The 15,484-nt window shown below is 62.2% G+C and carries 16 protein-coding genes and 1 pseudogene; 6 read left to right on the forward strand and 11 right to left on the reverse strand.

What is annotated here, in order from left to right; all coding sequences use genetic code 11:
- Positions 1-35: 35 nt before the first annotated feature.
- Together H4V99_RS16455 and H4V99_RS16460 are read left to right on the forward strand one after the other, a co-directional pair.
- Positions 36-806 carry an AAA family ATPase gene (locus H4V99_RS16455; protein WP_280680337.1) on the forward strand — a complete coding sequence of 257 codons (771 nt, stop codon included), beginning with the start codon at positions 36-38 and terminating at the stop codon, positions 804-806.
- Between the two features lie 478 nt (positions 807-1,284).
- Entirely contained in the window at positions 1,285-1,911 is a 627-nt protein-coding gene (locus tag H4V99_RS16460) for a recombinase family protein (protein WP_280680338.1), read from the forward strand.
- Between the two features lie 89 nt (positions 1,912-2,000).
- Here the strand turns inward: H4V99_RS16460 and H4V99_RS16465 are convergent, their stop codons facing one another.
- Positions 2,001-2,342, reverse strand: coding sequence for a hypothetical protein (locus tag H4V99_RS16465; protein WP_280680339.1), 342 nt, complete (start codon positions 2,340-2,342; stop codon positions 2,001-2,003).
- Between the two features lie 846 nt (positions 2,343-3,188).
- Between H4V99_RS16465 and H4V99_RS16470 the strand changes: the two genes are divergently transcribed.
- Positions 3,189-4,943, forward strand: a complete 1,755-nt coding sequence (locus tag H4V99_RS16470; protein ID WP_280680340.1) for a pyruvate dehydrogenase — start codon at positions 3,189-3,191, stop codon at positions 4,941-4,943.
- Between the two features lie 30 nt (positions 4,944-4,973).
- Here H4V99_RS16470 and H4V99_RS16475 read toward each other — a convergent pair.
- Positions 4,974-5,114 (reverse strand): annotated as a pseudogene (locus tag H4V99_RS16475) (CPBP family intramembrane glutamate endopeptidase); the annotation flags it as partial.
- Positions 5,115-5,795: 681 nt separating this feature from the next.
- On the opposite strand from H4V99_RS16475, the gene H4V99_RS16480 reads away from it, so the two are divergent.
- Positions 5,796-6,044, forward strand: coding sequence for a hypothetical protein (locus H4V99_RS16480; RefSeq protein ID WP_280680341.1), 249 nt, complete (start codon positions 5,796-5,798; stop codon positions 6,042-6,044).
- A 13-nt stretch (positions 6,045-6,057) separates the two neighbouring features.
- On the opposite strand, the gene H4V99_RS16485 is transcribed toward H4V99_RS16480, so the two are convergent.
- The 3 genes from H4V99_RS16485 to merA all read right to left on the reverse strand — a co-directional run bounded on the left by H4V99_RS16485 (position 6,058) and on the right by merA (position 9,652).
- The gene (locus H4V99_RS16485; RefSeq protein ID WP_280680343.1) at positions 6,058-7,407 is read right to left on the reverse strand and encodes an NAD(P)/FAD-dependent oxidoreductase; all 1,350 of its coding nucleotides are present in this window, start codon (positions 7,405-7,407) and stop codon (positions 6,058-6,060) included.
- Between the two features lie 109 nt (positions 7,408-7,516).
- A complete protein-coding gene (merB, locus tag H4V99_RS16490; protein ID WP_280680345.1) occupies positions 7,517-8,173 on the reverse strand; it encodes an organomercurial lyase MerB in 657 nt (218 codons plus the stop codon).
- Positions 8,174-8,209: 36 nt separating this feature from the next.
- A complete protein-coding gene (merA, locus tag H4V99_RS16495; protein WP_280680347.1) occupies positions 8,210-9,652 on the reverse strand; it encodes a mercury(II) reductase in 1,443 nt (480 codons plus the stop codon).
- Positions 9,653-9,793: 141 nt separating this feature from the next.
- Between merA and H4V99_RS16500 the strand changes: the two genes are divergently transcribed.
- A complete protein-coding gene (locus H4V99_RS16500; protein WP_280680349.1) occupies positions 9,794-10,183 on the forward strand; it encodes a heavy metal-responsive transcriptional regulator in 390 nt (129 codons plus the stop codon).
- Between the two features lie 119 nt (positions 10,184-10,302).
- Here H4V99_RS16500 and H4V99_RS16505 read toward each other — a convergent pair whose 3' ends face one another.
- Both H4V99_RS16505 and H4V99_RS16510 read right to left on the reverse strand, forming a co-directional pair.
- Positions 10,303-10,617, reverse strand: a complete 315-nt coding sequence (locus H4V99_RS16505) for a hypothetical protein (protein WP_280680351.1) — start codon at positions 10,615-10,617, stop codon at positions 10,303-10,305.
- A 146-nt stretch (positions 10,618-10,763) separates the two neighbouring features.
- A complete protein-coding gene (locus tag H4V99_RS16510; protein WP_280680353.1) occupies positions 10,764-10,982 on the reverse strand; it encodes a heavy metal-associated domain-containing protein in 219 nt (72 codons plus the stop codon).
- A gap of 228 nt (positions 10,983-11,210) precedes the next feature.
- Between H4V99_RS16510 and H4V99_RS16515 the strand changes: the two genes are divergently transcribed.
- On the forward strand, positions 11,211-11,333 hold the full coding sequence (locus tag H4V99_RS16515) for a hypothetical protein (RefSeq protein WP_280680355.1): 123 nt from the start codon (positions 11,211-11,213) through the stop codon (positions 11,331-11,333).
- 63 nt (positions 11,334-11,396) lie between these two features.
- Here H4V99_RS16515 and H4V99_RS16520 read toward each other — a convergent pair whose 3' ends face one another.
- The 4 genes from H4V99_RS16520 to H4V99_RS16535 form a co-directional block, all read right to left on the reverse strand.
- A complete protein-coding gene (locus H4V99_RS16520) occupies positions 11,397-11,978 on the reverse strand; it encodes a recombinase family protein (protein ID WP_280680357.1) in 582 nt (193 codons plus the stop codon).
- 757 nt (positions 11,979-12,735) lie between these two features.
- Entirely contained in the window at positions 12,736-13,209 is a 474-nt protein-coding gene (locus H4V99_RS16525; RefSeq protein ID WP_280680359.1) for a DUF1990 family protein, read from the reverse strand.
- A 73-nt stretch (positions 13,210-13,282) separates the two neighbouring features.
- The gene (locus H4V99_RS16530) at positions 13,283-14,215 is read right to left on the reverse strand and encodes an NAD(P)H-binding protein (protein ID WP_348522384.1); all 933 of its coding nucleotides are present in this window, start codon (positions 14,213-14,215) and stop codon (positions 13,283-13,285) included.
- A gap of 104 nt (positions 14,216-14,319) precedes the next feature.
- On the reverse strand, positions 14,320-15,333 hold the full coding sequence (locus H4V99_RS16535; RefSeq protein ID WP_280680361.1) for a DMT family transporter: 1,014 nt from the start codon (positions 15,331-15,333) through the stop codon (positions 14,320-14,322).
- Between the last annotated feature and the right edge of the window lie 151 nt (positions 15,334-15,484).

Here is a 15,484-nt window from a genome sequence, read left to right on the forward strand (position 1 = left end):
TCGACACGTTGCAATCGCACTACGGCTTCACCCGCATGCCCTTCGCCCGGGATATCCCGCCGCAAGCCTTGCACCCACACCCCTCGCATCGGGAAGCGATCGCTCGCATCGATTGGTGTGTCAGTCAGCGTCAGCTCGGGGTGATCAGTGGTGAAGTCGGCGCCGGGAAAACCGTCGCTGTTCGCGCTGCTCTCGCCGGGCTAGAACCCTCCCGGCATCAGGTGATCTACATCCCAGACCCGACGATCACGATGCGCGGCATCCACACCCGCATCGTCACCGCGCTCGGCGGAACCCCGGCGTTCTTCTCCGGAGTGCTCGCCTCGCAAACCGCGACGCTGCTCGCCGGGGAACTCGACGAACGTGCTCGGCTGCCCGTCGTCGTGATCGATGAAGCGCACCTGCTCACCAACACCGACCTCGAAGCGCTCCGCATGCTCACCAACAGCGACATGGACACGGGGTCGCATTTCGCGATGCTCCTCATCGGCCAGCCCACACTCCGCCGCCGGCTGAAACTCGCGGTACTCTCTGCGCTGGATCAACGCATCTCGACGCGTTACACAATCACCGGGATGAACGCAGTCGACACCACCGACTACATCCGGCAGCATTTGAAGTTCGCGGGCCGGTCCGATCCGCTCTTCTCCGACGACGCGATCCATGCCATCCACCTCGCATCGCGGGGCTATCCGCGGGCGGTGAACAACCTCGCGGTCGCCGCCTTGATCGCGACCTACGCTGCCGAAAAAGCAATCGTCGACCTGGCCGCGGCGCAATCGGCAATCACCGAGAACAGTGAATGAGCTCGAGTCACCAGTGACGACGACCACGTCACCATCCTGACGAAAGCCCCGCCGGAATCCACCGGCGGGGCTTTTTCATGACCGGCCATCGTCACCAGAGATGACGCCGCCATCGTCAAATAACGCGACGGGCGACAGTAGTGACGCATAACATCTATTCAACCTATCGGCAGCTACCGACGTTCTCGTGGTGAGGATGCCCCCAAACCGGGGAATTGGATCCGATGCTGCAACAGCCTGGCCCTACCGACGGCGTCAAGCTGACCTAGTGAACGACGCTTCCTGACAGCTATCGCCGAGAGTATGAGACTTTATCTGGACATTTCCTTCGGAATGAGGCCGTTCCACTTCCTTGGTAGTGGAACGCCTGGAATCGGTCATAAGGATCTTGGCCGGGCGGCCTTTTTTACATTCCATAAGTCAGGTTCAAGAGGGTGTTTCGTGGGCGGGGTACGGATGTGACTTCCGGTACGTTCGGATGATGGACATCGGTTACGCGCGCGTCTCGACGGCAAAACAAGATCTTGATCGCCAGCTCGACGCCCTGGGCGCGGTTGGAATCCCGTCGGGCAGAATCTATGTCGATAAGAAATCCGGAGCAACGACGAAGCGCCCTGGTCTCACCGCCGCACTCGACTACGCGCGTGACGGGGACGTTATTGTCGTGCACACCCTGGACCGTCTCGGCCGTACCGTGCGCGACACGTTGAACCTGATCTACGAGCTGAACGAGCGAGGCGTAGGTGTTCGAAACCTGGCCGATCCGATCCGAGTGGATTCGGCAAACCCGGAGGATCCCATGTCGCAACTGGCGGTGGTGATGCTTGCGTTGTGCGGCCAGATGGAACGAACCTACGCGATCGAACGTGCCGCCCATGCCCGCGCCGTCGCTGTCAGCAAAGGCCGGCAGATTGGCCGGCCTTCGGTAGTGGACCCGACCAAGCTCGCCTATGCGTCGCACCTACGGGACACCGGTCTGACGGTGCCCGAGATCGTGGCCAAATCCGGCATTACCCGGTCAAGCCTGTACCGGTATTTACCGCCGCGCCAGGTAGACCAGCTCACAGCTGGTCTCGACGAAGTCGATGCGAAGCGCGATGACTGAGGCACCGGACACAAGCGAGAGCCATCGCTATGCAGGGAAGCGGTGGCTCTCGCTGTGTCCGATCTGAGACTGCCGGCAACGCAGCGCTACTAGGTGGTTACGATCACCGCTTGGCCGGGCGGGCAATTTACTCGCAAGGAACCATCAGCGGCGAGCACGACAGTGAACTTGCCGAGCGTCGCCGTCGCCAACGGTTTGAGCATCGACAACAGTTCCTCCGTGTCCGCAAACTTGACGGGCCACTGTTCGCCTTGGCTCCAGCGGACTGGTGATTGAGCGCCGATCAGCCGGAGGGTCTCCTCAGACGGTTGGGTGTTGAACACGAACCGGGAAGGTTCGTCGGTGTCGTCTTGCACCGAGTCAATCTTGCGGATGGCCACGATCTTGCTTCGAGCCACGGCGACCAGAAGGTCCCCGCTCTGAGAATGCATCTTCGCCATTTCCGCCGCATTTCTCGTTGGCCATGCGCGTTCAACGGTCTCGATTCTCTCCGACGACGAGTTCGTGGCGAGCCACGTGCGTGTGACGTTGACTACGAGCACAGGGAAGCCACGCCCTCGGCACCAACGAATTTGATCGGCCAAAGCTGACCGCGGGTGAAGCGGACACCCTCGGGAGTCCTGTCCCCAATGAGTTCGAAGAGCTCGTCCGTCGCTGAGAATGCTCATCTCAATGTCACTAATCTGCTCATTTGGCTGTCAATGCCCAGGTCGCTGCATACGGCCAGGGTTGGGAAGCACCACGGGGACGGGCCTCGTGATCTTCATGTCTCACGAGCGTGCGCTCGGGGACGGTCTGGGCTGCGCGGTTCGGTGAGCCCCAGAGCGCATAGGACATTGGGGCGAGGCGCCAGGGCGGGTCACGAGGTGGCAGGCGAGTTGGCTGCAGCTGGGCCGGTCTCTGGGCCCGATGGCGCCGCAGGTGACTGGGTTTCAGGTGGAAGGCACTAGCGACGGTGTCCTCAGGCAAGGGCCGTCGACCGTGCCAACGGCCGTGGGGCATGCTCGTTCACCTGGGACGAGCCTGCGGTCCACTGACATCGAGATGAGCAGATTAGTGACATCAGAATGAGCAGATTCCGCGGATTACTGACATTGAGATGAGCATTCTCACTTCGGGCGGTCGCCCTCGCCGACGACAGCCGGAGCGTTATCGTCATCAGTCGCCCGCATCACGCGCATCAGTCTCTCGAACGGAAAAATCTCGACGCCTCTCACAGCACCTGCGGGTATGGCCACCCGTAGCCCCGCGGCGCGGCATCTGCTTGACTGGATTGCATGGCTCAAACCGTCGCGGATCAGCTCATCGCACAACTCTCAGACGCCGGGGTACGGCGCATCTACGGCATCGTCGGCGACAGCCTCAACCCGATCGTCGACGCGGTGCGGCGCACTGGCGGGTCGAGGAAGGGCGGCATCGACTGGATCCATGTGCGCAACGAAGAGGCGGGAGCGTTCGCCGCCGGCGCCGAAGCTCAGCTCACCGGCGAACTCGCCGTGTGTGCGGGCAGTTCGGGCCCCGGCAACCTGCACCTGATCAACGGACTGTACGACGCTCATCGCTCCGGCGCACCCGTGCTCGCGATCGCGAGCCACCTGCCGAGCAACCAGATCGGCACGTCGTTTTTCCAGGAGACGCACCCCGACCGGCTTTTCGTCGAATGTTCCCACTACTGCGAGCTCATCTCGACCGTCAAGCAGGCGCCTCGGGTGATCAACGCCGCGATGCGGCACGCGATCGGTCTCCGCGGCGTCGCGGTCGTCACGATTCCCGGCGACCTCGCCGAGCTCGACGCCGCCCGCCCAGCGCCGACGTTCGTGCTGCCGTCGCGGGCGGCGCTGGTTCCGGATGAGGCGGACATCCGCGCGCTCGCGTCGGCGATCGACTCGGCGAAGACGGTCGCGATCTTCGCGGGCATCGGTGTCGCGGGCGCCCACGACGAGGTCGTCGCCTTCGCGGACCTCCTCGCCGCTCCCATCGGACACTCGATCCGCGGCAAGGAGTACATCCAGTACGACAACCCCTTCGACGTTGGTATGACGGGACTCCTCGGGTACGGTGCCGCTCACGCCGGCATCCACGGTGCCGAGCTGCTCATCCTGCTCGGCACCGACTTTCCGTACGACCAGTTCCTGCCCGACGGGCGCAAGGTCATGATCGCCCAGGTCGACAGCGCACCTGACCACATCGGACGGCGGGCGAACGTCGAGTATCCGATCCACGGCGACGTACGCTCCACGATCGCGGCGCTCACCGCGCTCGTCGCTCCGAAGACCAATCGCAGGTTCCTCAAGAAGACCCTCGATCGCCACCACAGGCTGCTCGACTCGGTCGTCGGCGAGTACACCGACGTTGAGACGACGATTCCGATCCATCCGGAGTTTGCGGCATCCGTTCTCGACGAGCTGATGTCGAATGACGCGATCGTCACGGCCGACACCGGAATGTGCAACGTCTGGCAGGCCCGCTACATCACCCCGAACGGACGCCGTCGGCTCATCGGCAGCTACCTGCACGGGTCGATGGCGAACGCTCTGCCGCAGGCGATCGGTGCGCAGCTCGCCTACCCGGGGCGACAGACCGTCGCGATGGCGGGCGACGGCGGGCTGTCGATGCTCATGGGTGAGCTCATCACGGCGGTCGCCTACAAGCTGCCGGTGAAGGTCGTCGTCTTCAACAATTCGACCCTCGGCCTCGTGAAGCTCGAGATGCTCGTCGACGGGCTGCCTGACTTCGGTGTCGACGTTCCCGCCGTCGACTTTGCGACGATCGCGCAGGCGGTCGGCTTCCATGCGGTGCGTGTCGATGACCCACGGATGCTCCGCAGCGCCCTCACGGAGGCACTCGCGCACGACGGTCCCACGCTCGTCGACATCATCACCGACCCGAACGCGCTGTCGCTGCCTCCGACGATCACCGCTGACCAGGTGAAGGGCTTCGGACTCGCGCTGTCGAAGGTCGTCCTGAACGGTGGCGTGGGGGAGGCCGTGCGGATGGCGCGGTCGAACATCCGCCATTTGCCTGGCCTGTAGCGGCCGTCGCGATGTCTGCGAGCGAGTCGGTCAGTACACGAACACCTGCAGCCACTCGCGATTGTGCGCGTGCACGAGGAACGCGGCGAGGTCGAACAACAGGTGCACGCAGACGACGTAGGTGAGCGACTTGGTGCGGCTGAAGATGTAGCCCTGCAGCAGTGCGAACGGGATCGCGGGTGCGCTCGTGAGTGAGGTTCGACCGGGTGCGGGTCAGATCCCGCAGCTGGCGGATCGTCTCTGGTGGCACGAAACTGGCCCGCAGCAGGTTGTGGGCGGCGAGCCCTGCTAACCACGTCGCGTCTGAGACATCGGTTTTGCGTCCCGGGATATTGCGCGCAGCTTTCGCATTGACCAGTTCCACGTTCAGCGACTCGGCCAGCAGGAAATAGAACGGTTTCCAGTAGTCGCCGGTGGCCTCCATCACCACCACCGTCACCGCGGCCTCCTCGAGATCTCGGCGCAGGCGCACGATCTCGTTCGTCGTCGCCCCATACGTGGCCACGGTCTTGCTGAATGTTCCCGGCCGCGCCCCGGGTATGCGGATACAGACCTTTGCGTCGCGTTTGGAGATATCCATTCCTGCGGCGCGTTCGTGCACGATGTCCATCATCTACTCCTTCGCATCTGCTCCCAACGGCACCACCGGCCGGTGCTGCCAGGTGCCGCGGTGAACATGCCCGGCGTGTACATGACCGTCGCGGTGACGACAGAGCTCTTCAGGTCGGCCCTACGTGTCGGGGTGAGTTGAGGCCAGCAGCTCAGAGCAAGTCGATCCCCGCGTAGGGCGAGAACCAGGAATCCCACATCATGTTTAGCCCCTCTTCTATCGTCGTACGCGACGATGGTCCCATGACGAAACCCGGACCCCGCGCGGGAGGCCCGAGCTTGCGCTGGGTATTCACGCCCGCCGAGAAACTCGATCACCTCAGCGCCTACGAAGAGGCCAGCCGGTCACGGGGCGATGGCGCGTATCTGCGGGAGCAGGGCATCCATTCTTCCCAGGTCAAGGTTGTTGTGGATTTCCGCAGTAGTGCCTCAATTTTGATGGGTTGGCGGGGCGAGATCATTATTGACCGGGGCATGGTTCGATGGTCTTGATCGCTGGCGCGGTTCAGATTTCGAGGTGTTCGAGTGCGGCTTGATAGGCCTCGTTGTAGGTTGGAAACTGGGCGACCTGATCGCGGAGAGTCTCTATGGGTATCTTGGTGCGGATCGCGAGAGACGCGTGATGAATCCATTCCGCGGCCATCGGTCCCACAGCCCAGGCGCCGATCAAGGTTTTGCTCCCGGTATCGGCGAGGAGGCCGAGGTGTCCACGCGGGTTCTGTTCATAGGTCCAGGGGCGGGCGATTGCTTTGGCGAGGTCAAGTTCGGTACTGACGGTCGTGAGGCCCTGCACGTTGGCTTGTTTTTGGGTGCGGCCAGCGGCAGCGATTTCCGGGTCACCGAAGACGACGCGCGGGATTCCTTCGTAGGTTGCGGGGTGGGGTGTGCCGAGAAGGCTGTCGGCGGCGATGCGGCCTTGGTATTTGGCGACGTGGGTGAAAGGCATCACTCCGGTGACGTCGCCGATCGCCCACACATTCTCTGCGGCTTTGCAATGGTTGTCGATCTTCACATATCCGCGGTCGTCGAGCGTGACGCCGATGGTGTCCAAACCGAGGTTGTGTGTGCGGGCTGTGCGGCCGGTGGCGAAGATGACCACGTCGACACTGATTGCGGTGCCATCGTCGAGGTCAAGGACACTGTTGTTGCCGTCTCGGTGACCGCGAAGGGCGGTCGCTCCGAGGCGGATGTCGACTCCTGCTTCCTGTAGGTATTGGGTAGTGAGTTCGCTGACGCGGGGCTCTTCTCGTTCCAGGAGCCTCTGACCGCGGTGCAGGAGGGTGACGTGGACGCCGAAGCGGGTAAGGAATGTTGCCGTTTCCACAGCGACGGCGCTCCCGCCGATGATAGCGACTCGTTTGGGCAAGGTCGTGGCCGTGTAGGTTTCCCGGTTCGTCCACGCCGTGATGTTCTCTATTCCGTCGAGGTTGGGGATGACCGCTTCGGTTCCGGTAGCGATGATGATGTGGTCCGCCGTCAGGTCCCGGCCGTCGGCTTCGATGCGGCCCGGGCCGGTGATGCGGGCGGTGCCTTTGACAACGAGGGCGCCTTGTTTGCTGTATCCGTCGATCTGTCCAGTGTCGTCGAGGTTGCGGATCATATAGTCCCGGTAATTACTGGCTTCAGCCCAGTTGAGTTCGGCGCCTGAGACGCCGGCGGCCCGGTCAACTTCGGTTAGTGCTTCCACGGGCCGCAGGAGGGTTTTGGAGGGAATGCAGCCCCAGTAAGCGCATTCACCGCCAATAAGTTCTTGTTCTATGGCGGCGACTTTTTTGCCCGCCTTGATAAGGCGGCTGGCGGCTACCTCCCCGCCGGGCCCCATTCCGATAACAGCAACATCAACGTGTTCGGTCATACCATTCTCCTTACCTCAATAAAACTGAGCGACTATTCGTGACTGTACGCCTACGGCGGGGCCGAGGCCCATGATGAGAGCTAGCCTCCTGAATAATGGTCGGTGGGTGCTAGCAGCAGCTCGCGTCGGCCGCCGGGGTCGAGTCGCCGGCAGTGTCAGCTTCGACGAGCATGTTTTGCGCGATTGCGAGACCAAATGTGAACGCCTCAGCAACGGGAATGACAGAGCCACCCAGGTGGGCCTCAAGCCAGGGCTGCGCCTCGTCGCTGGAGGCGAAGAAGTGGACTTGGTTGCAGAACGAGGAGCGAACGGCGCTCATGTCTTCTGGGTTGACCAACGAAACGACCGCCGTGCCCGGCACGGCGCTGGCCATTCCTGCGGCGTCGACCGTGAGTTGCACGGGTACACCGGTGGCCTGGCAGACGGACTCCATGCGCGCCGAGCGGCCCAAGACGGCAGGGAAGATCAGCGTGTCCAGCGCGCACCACGTGTAGAGCGGTGCGCCGTCGATTTCGATGCGGTGAGGGGTCGGTTGCAGGGTCAAACCCTGACCTATGATGCGTCCGGCATCGTCATATTCGGTGTCCGGAACGCTGGCGAGTGCCCGGATGACTTCGGACATCGTCTTGCCAGCAGCTGCCGCGAGGGCGCCGAGCTCGACCGGTTGACCTTGTGCGAGGAGCCGAAGTAGGGGAACCCAGATGTTGGCATCCAGCCCGGTGGCCGGTGAGATGAGGCGTTCGGCGAGGTTCAGTGTGTCCGACATGGTGATATTTTCCGTTCTATTCGTGAGTTGGCGCGGTTAGGCGGCGCAGCAGGAGAGTTTGGAAACGTCGGTGGTGAAGGATTGGGCAGCGATTTTGATGCCTTCGGCCATGGTCAGGTACGGGCTCCACATGTGGGCGACCTGGTCGACGGTCATTCCGGCTTCCAGGATGTAGACGCCCGCGGCGGCGATTTCCCCGGCGTCTTTGGCAACAGCGGTGATGCCGACAATGCGCCCGGTGTTATTGTCGGCGACAATCTTGATGAACCCGCGAGTGTCCCGGTTCACCAGCGCCCTCGGTACGTACTCCAACGGCACCACCCCGCACTGGCAGCTGATGCCCGTCCCGTTGGCTTCCTCGTCTGTCATCCCCACCGCGGCCAGTGCCGGGCTGGTGAAGGTGACCCGCGGAAGGTGGGAATAGTTAACTTCCCGACCGGCATTGTTGAACGCGTTTTCCACGACCAGGGCACCGTGGTTGGCAGCAACGTAGACAAACTCGCGGTGCCCGGTGACATCCCCAGCAGCCCAGATCCTCGGGTTCGTGCTGGTCAGCATAGTGTTGACCACGACCTCGCCCTTCCCCCCAACGTCGACGCCGACCGCGGCCAGGTTCAGACCCTCGGTGACCGGGCGGCGGCCGGTGGCAACGAGTATTTTGCTCGCCCGGAATTCCTGCTGCCCGCCATCTACTGTCGCGGCCGCGACCACGTCGCCTGTGGACTGGTCGGTGCGTACAGCGGTTACGGTGGCGCGTCGAACGACCCGGATACCCTCATCGGCGAAGACACCAGCCAACGCCCGGGATGCTTCCGGTTCCTCCGCCGAGGCAAGTCGGGAACGCACCAGCATGGTCACCTTCGAACCCAACCGGGCGAACAGTTGTGCTTGTTCCAGGGCCACGTACCCGCCACCGAGAACTAGCAGCGACTGCGGGACCTCGTCGAGTTCCATCGCGGTCGTCGAAGTGAGATAGCCCACACCGGCTAATCCGTCGATGGGGGGAGCCCACGGGGCCGAGCCGGTAGCGACCAAGTAGTGGGTGGCGCGCACCGTTTCCACGGTTCCGTCGGCGTCTGTGATCTCTAACGCGGGGCTGTCGGCGGTTCCGGAGAATGCGGCATTGCCCTGTCGCAGATCCCATCCGTAGTCGTTGATCAGGTCCACGTATTTCCCGGCCCGCATCGTTTCGACCAGCGCGCGCTTGCCGCCGATCAGTTCCGGCATGTCCACCGGCCCGGCAGAGGCAACGATGCCAGGGAACCGGCCCGAATCCAGGGCTATATGGCGTGCGTCGGCGGCCGCCAGCAGCGCCTTGGAGGGCACGCAACCGGTGTTCACACAGGTGCCACCAATCGTGCCCCGCTCGATCATTACTACCTTCTTGCCAAGGTTGGTGGCCCGGATAGCGGCGGCAAACGCCCCGCCGCCGGAGCCGATAATAGCGAGATCGAAATCGGGTACTGAACGTTCGGACATGAACTCTCCTGGAATGGGCGGATACGAGACCGTGTGCGGTCGCACTTGCTCGCACTGGTTCTGCTGCTCCCTACTCTGCACCTTCCCCTACAGTGGAAGGTCAAGCGGTGGTTTGTCTGCGAACAGATTGGAAGGTGCATTGTGCGTATTGGGGAAGCGGCCGCGGCCACGGGAATGACGACGAAGACCCTCCGTTTCTACGAACACCGTGGACTCCTGCCAACGGCCCATCGGACGTCCAATGGCTACCGCGACTACGGGAACGAAACGGTGGGCAGGCTGGATTTTATCCACCGCGGCCGGAACGCCGGACTCACCCTGGCGCAGATCGGCGGCATCCTGCAGGTCCGCGACGCCGGCGGCGCCCCCTGCGTCCACGTGCGGGACCTGCTGGCAACCAGGCTGGCGGAACTAGATGCGCAGCTGGCCGAGTTGACGGCCTTGAGATCGATGGTGGCCGGCTTCTATAGCGACGTGGCGGCGGCAGACCCCACCGACTGCGACCCCGGTGAAATCTGCAGCTACCTCTGACCCCCCGGCGCTCCGGTCGGCACTCACCGGCCGCAGCGGATCTGATACATCCTGTGCCCCGCACACCGGACAGACTTGTGCGTCTGGGCGCGGTCCTGAGAGGGCAGGACGGGGAGCGGTCATGCGTCAACTCCGGGCTTGCCGTTTCCCTGGCTGGTGACTCTTGAAGGACGGGGCGGTGTACAGCACGCATCCCCCTCCGCGGCAGCGGTGGCGCGCCTGCGGCGCAGTACCCACAGCAACAGACCTGCGACAAGGACGACGGCAACGGCGATCACCCACGGGTTACCAAAGACTGCACCGAGCACACCGAGCGCACTGAAAGCGCCGGCAGCGATCAGCAACGGCAAACCACAGCACAGCACTGGGAGAAGGATAAGACCCACGGTCGCCAGAACGGTGGTGGTGTTTTTGCTCTTGGGTTCATTGGACATAATGGTTCCTTTCACTGGTCCGGCCTCCGCACCGGGCAGAACCGTTACGCGATGACCTGAGCGACCGCCGTCTGTATTACCCAGGGACGTTAGTGACATTCGGCCCCGTTGCGTGAGGTGAAGAAGACCACCGGGTGGTCCCTGGCTTAGCTGTCGGCGACGGCGAGGTAACCGGCGTCGGCGACTGCTTCGCTGATCTGCTCAGGATTGATCTCGGTGTTGGAGGTGATGGTGGCGCGGGAGACGCCGCCGGCATTCAGTTCAACGTCGACGTTTTCCACGCCCTCGATCGCAGTGAGTTCCTCGGTGACGGAGCCAACGCAGTGAGCGCAGGTCATGCCAGAAATGTTGACGGTGGTTTCCATAATGGTTTTCCTCTTTCAATAGCGCAGAAAGCGGGGAAGGAGAAGATGCCGTTCCCGATCGGTCTGCTGATAGCGCCTGACGATTCCCAGTCTTGACCTTCCCTCTAATGGAAGGTCAAGTCTGGGAACGGTGGGCAAGTCGTCAGGGCGTTTCCTGGATGGTCGCCTGCGCCGGAGGCTGACTCAGCACCCTTGGGCAACCCAACATTCGGAATATTCGCTCCGCGAATGCAGCACCGGGTTCCGCACCGAGAACAGATTCTGGCCTTGACCCCGTTTCGTGGACAGGGGGTAAGCGGCGAGATGCTCACCGAGCAGACCTTCCTCGACATCCTTGGGCAGTACATCTAGACGTACCCGATCGGGACGTCGGCAACTTGATACGTGGCCAGTACTTCGGTGGTCGTGCCACTGTTATTCAGCGTCCATGCTGAGGTATCGATAGACGGTCGCTCGGCTGGTTCCGATAATCTTTCCGATATCGGCGGGTTTGAGCCCTTGGGTTTTCAGCTCGCGTGCGCGTTTTACGTTGGGGTGGCCGACGGTGATTTCGCGTCGTCCTGCTGTGCGTCCGTGGAAGGCGGCGATTGCCATGCCGGCGCGGGTTCGTTCGGACAGTTGGTCGCGCTCAAGTTGGGCGAAGGCGGAGATGATGGTGACCATCGCGCGGGCAATGGCGTCGCCTAGTTCGCTGTCCGGGTTGGTCATGATGCCATCGCGCAGGGAACGGAATTTGATGCCACTCTCGGTGAAGCCGTCGAGCAGCTCTAGGAGGTGGCGGGTGTTGCGTCCAAGCCGGTCTAACTTCCAGACGACGACTTCGTCGCCGTGGCTGAGTCGGTCAAGCATTTTGTCCAGTTCGGGGCGACTGGTCTTAGTGCCACTGACTCCCTGGTCGCGGTAGATGCGTTCACATCCAGCCGCTTCAAGTTCCCGGATCTGAAGCTCGGTGTTCTGATCCATCGTGCTGACCCGGGCATAGCCAAGACTCGTCATACGTTTTCTGCTCCCATTGTCTCGTCAAAGGTAGTTTTGACGCGGCCTTGAGAATATCAGAGTGAGACACGTTGTTGGGAATTCAAACTGCGCAGGAATGCGCCGATGTCGGATTCTTTGAAAGGTGCGATGGTGTGCCGATTTTCTGTCTTATCTAAGGAACCTTTATGTCGCTGTCACCTTCAGAAGTCTCTGACTGTTAGCCGAGAATGGCGGTCGATAGCAGTTTTCGATTGCGGTTTGGCAACTCATCGTTCCGCAAGGGGAACGGTCAACGGGACGGTGCCGCAGCGGAGCCTCTTTGCGACTCGTGGGATCACAAAAGAGTATCGATGGGGGTGCTCGGGCTTGAGTAATGATTGGCTGTAGGCATGATTCACCGCCGGAGATCCGTTGTCGCCACAATGTGGCTAGGCACACTCGCCTGCTTGGGCATCTCCGTCTTCCTAGCGCCGATTGTTAGCGGAGGCTGGTGTGCAGACGCACCCGCTGGCGGCACGTCGATCTGCGGCTCGTATCAAAGGTCACTCGTTGGGATCGACACGAACCTATGGATATGGCTCGGCGCGATTGCGATAGTTGCGGTGATCACGCTGGTGACGGCACGCAGGGCAAATCGTTCGCGTCCGGGTGGGTCCTCTGCAAGTTGGAACGGCACCAAACAATCGCCGTAAGCCGAACCCCTAAGGGACATCGGAGATTTCACTCGGAAAAAGGTTTAAAGCGCCTCGATCGCCGGCGCTGGCGGGCATGCAGCTCAGCGAAGTGAGCGCAGGTAGCGTCTGCGCGCGATGCGTTGGGCAATGAGCAGCAGTGGGTAGACGGCTCGCCAAGGTTGCTGTGGCGCGGGGCGCGTGAGCGAACGCACGGTGAGATGCACCTCGTCGCCACGCCGGTGCACGATGAACGCTTCTTCACCGCTGACGGGGTGCCCGGGCATGGTCCGGTACGCGAAGCCGACCCGGTCGAACTGCTCAACAACGGCCACGACCTCGACGGGCTCAACAACGGTGACAGTGAGCAGCCGTGCAGTGACAACGACCCGGTCGCCCTGTGACACGGGATCGGTCGAGTCAACAGCGAATCCGCTCGCTGTTTTCACCCGCCACCGGAGGACATCCTTGATGGCGCGCTCCCACACGGCGTCTCCACGCCCCACGAGCGCCGACACTTCCGAGCGACGGTATCCACGGTCGCTCACTGGCCATTCACGAAGTTCGGGACTGGTCATGCGTCACCGCGTTCTCGACGTCCAGCGCACACTCGGCCGTGGCCGCGCTCATACGCTGCATTTGTCCGTGACGTCATTTAAGGGAGCCACTGAGTCGCAGGTCGCGCCAGCTAAAGCCGTTTGACTCGGGTAGCGCGTCGCGGATTTGTGCGTCGTTGAAGGCGAGATGGGGACGGAGATCATCTGGTAGTTCTGCAGCTGGCAGTGCAGCGTCGGTGACGCCTTCGGCCAGCATTCTGGCTTGGGCTTTCGCCAGAAGCGGCACCGTCATCGTCCATTCCGTGAATTGCGCGAGGACATAGTGGAATGCGACTGGTAAACGGACGATGACTAGGCGACGGTTGAGAACTCGGGCAACTCGACGAGCGGCTTCGCTCAGCAGCAGAGTCTCGCCGCCGCGGACGGCGACGGTTTGATTTGCTAGGCGGGTGTCGAGAGCGGCGACGAGAACGTCAACCAGTTCGCTAACAGGGACGGGGCTGATCGTCTTTTCCCGGAGTCCGACAGCGGCGAAGATCGGGATGGTCTGGATTGTGCGGCTGAGGTGGTCGCCGTGGCCGTAGATCATTCCCGCTTTCAGAATTGTGTAGTCCAACCCTGAAGAGCGAATCATCTCTTCGGCCGCCCATTTCGACTCGTGGTATGGCGAGCCGGATCCTGGGCGGGCGCGCAGGAAGCTGAGCATCACGATCTTGCGGACGCCCGCACGTCGTGCGGCTTCGATCACCCCGGCCGTGCCTTGCACGTGGACACGGTCGAAGGTCTGCGCACCAATTTCACGGTTGATGCCTGCGCAATGCACCACCACGTCGCAGCCCTCAAACGATCGAGTCAGCCCATCCACATCATCAACGGGCGTGCCAGATCGCCGAGACACGATGGACACGTCAGACGCCGGAAAACGCTCCGCGAGGTGGCTCCCGACGAACCCACTTCCACCAGTAATAGCAACTCTCATAATCCGACTATGGCCTAAACCACAGCCCATCGCGAAAGCCGTATCCATCCCGAACGCACATGTCTCTCTAGGCTCACCGTTCCTAACCCGCCCGTAAGCCGGACGGTGACCGGGACGGTGCGAGGGGTGGTTGCCGGTGGGCGGTTGAGTTGTTACAGCGTCTTGTTCCCGATGTATCGATCGACGGTCAGGATCCCGATTGTGCAGGCGAGTACGATTACGGCACCTACTGCGGTGGTGGTGCCGAAGGTTTGGCCACCGATGAGTAAGACCAGAGTTGATAAGACCGGTGTCATGAACCCGAGCGGAGCGAGTCGGCCGCTGCTGCGTTGCATTCCGAAGCTCCAGAGGGCGTAGCCGAGCGCTACCGGCCCGACTCCGATGTAGATGGCTAGCGCCGCTTCGGGAGACACGGCGACCGCGGTGCCTGTGGCGACCATGATTGCGGCGGCAGTGATTGCGCCGATGCCCGTGGTTACTAACATCAAGTCGAAGACGGGGATCTTCACTGATCGCATCCCGATTGTGTAGAAAGCCATGCACGCGGCAGATCCAAGGGCTGCCCCGTACCCGAGTAGCGGGTTGCCAGCAGATCCTGCGTCACTGCCCTGTCCGACGACTATGAGGGTTACCCCACCAAATCCAGCGAGCGACAACAGCAAACTGACGGCGGTACTCGTTGTGAACGCGGTGACCGCGAGAAATACCGCGGCAATCATCGGCCACGAGTAGGCGATGATATTGGCATCGAGGATGGGGGCGTTAGCGAAAGCAACGTACTGCAAGACCATCGTCCCGCCGAGCCCCACAACACCAACCATGTATCCGAAGGCTTTCTCGTGCAGGACCGCTTCGGTACGTTTCTCAGGCGGGGAGCTTCTCGGCGCTGTCACTATGCGTAACACGTAGAGAACTACTGTCGCGGCGGCGAACTGAACGGCGATTACTTGAATTAGCGGCGAGCTCGACAGCGCCGCATTTCCGGCGAGTGCGTTGGTGGACCAGAACGCCACCCCAGCTAGAGAAAGCAGCACCGCGCGGCCGAAAGACCCACGATGGCTGTCTCTGTCTCTGTCTCTGTCTCTGTGATCGGTCGGCGGGTCAGGCGCATGGTCCAGGTGGGGTGGTGTGGTCTGCGGCGAGTCGGGGTGTATGGAGTACGTCATGGCTCTCAGTGACGCCACGAGGTCAGGACTGAGTAGCGAGGTAGGCCGGAAGTTGCCGCGTTCTGACATCGTTGACGTACTCGTCGACCCAGTCGAAAGTTGGGTTGTCGGCTGCAAGGTAGAACATCGGATTGTCGTCGATGTAGGGCTT

Source organism: Cryobacterium sp. CG_9.6, from assembly GCF_029893365.1.
Classification (GTDB): domain Bacteria; phylum Actinomycetota; class Actinomycetes; order Actinomycetales; family Microbacteriaceae; genus Cryobacterium.

Excerpts from the sequence above, each read along its gene's own strand:
- H4V99_RS16510 (WP_280680353.1), bottom strand. The coding sequence starts at position 10,982 with ATGGAAACCACCGTCAACATTTCTGGCATGACCTGCGCTCACTGCGTT.
- H4V99_RS16465 (WP_280680339.1), bottom strand. The coding sequence starts at position 2,342 with ATGCATTCTCAGAGCGGGGACCTTCTGGTCGCCGTGGCTCGAAGCAAG.
- H4V99_RS16505 (WP_280680351.1), bottom strand. The coding sequence starts at position 10,617 with ATGTCCAATGAACCCAAGAGCAAAAACACCACCACCGTTCTGGCGACC.
- H4V99_RS16455 (WP_280680337.1), top strand. The coding sequence starts at position 36 with ATGCCCTTCGCCCGGGATATCCCGCCGCAAGCCTTGCACCCACACCCC.
- H4V99_RS16480 (WP_280680341.1), top strand. The coding sequence starts at position 5,796 with ATGACGAAACCCGGACCCCGCGCGGGAGGCCCGAGCTTGCGCTGGGTA.
- H4V99_RS16525 (WP_280680359.1), bottom strand. The coding sequence starts at position 13,209 with ATGACCAGTCCCGAACTTCGTGAATGGCCAGTGAGCGACCGTGGATAC.
- merB (WP_280680345.1), bottom strand. The coding sequence starts at position 8,173 with ATGTCGGACACACTGAACCTCGCCGAACGCCTCATCTCACCGGCCACC.
- H4V99_RS16470 (WP_280680340.1), top strand. The coding sequence starts at position 3,189 with ATGGCTCAAACCGTCGCGGATCAGCTCATCGCACAACTCTCAGACGCC.
- H4V99_RS16535 (WP_280680361.1), bottom strand. The coding sequence starts at position 15,333 with ATGACGTACTCCATACACCCCGACTCGCCGCAGACCACACCACCCCAC.
- H4V99_RS16485 (WP_280680343.1), bottom strand. The coding sequence starts at position 7,407 with ATGACCGAACACGTTGATGTTGCTGTTATCGGAATGGGGCCCGGCGGG.
- H4V99_RS16520 (WP_280680357.1), bottom strand. The coding sequence starts at position 11,978 with ATGACGAGTCTTGGCTATGCCCGGGTCAGCACGATGGATCAGAACACC.
- H4V99_RS16515 (WP_280680355.1), top strand. The coding sequence starts at position 11,211 with ATGCAGCACCGGGTTCCGCACCGAGAACAGATTCTGGCCTTGACCCCG.
- merA (WP_280680347.1), bottom strand. The coding sequence starts at position 9,652 with ATGTCCGAACGTTCAGTACCCGATTTCGATCTCGCTATTATCGGCTCC.
- H4V99_RS16530 (WP_348522384.1), bottom strand. The coding sequence starts at position 14,215 with ATGGATACGGCTTTCGCGATGGGCTGTGGTTTAGGCCATAGTCGGATT.
- H4V99_RS16460 (WP_280680338.1), top strand. The coding sequence starts at position 1,285 with ATGATGGACATCGGTTACGCGCGCGTCTCGACGGCAAAACAAGATCTT.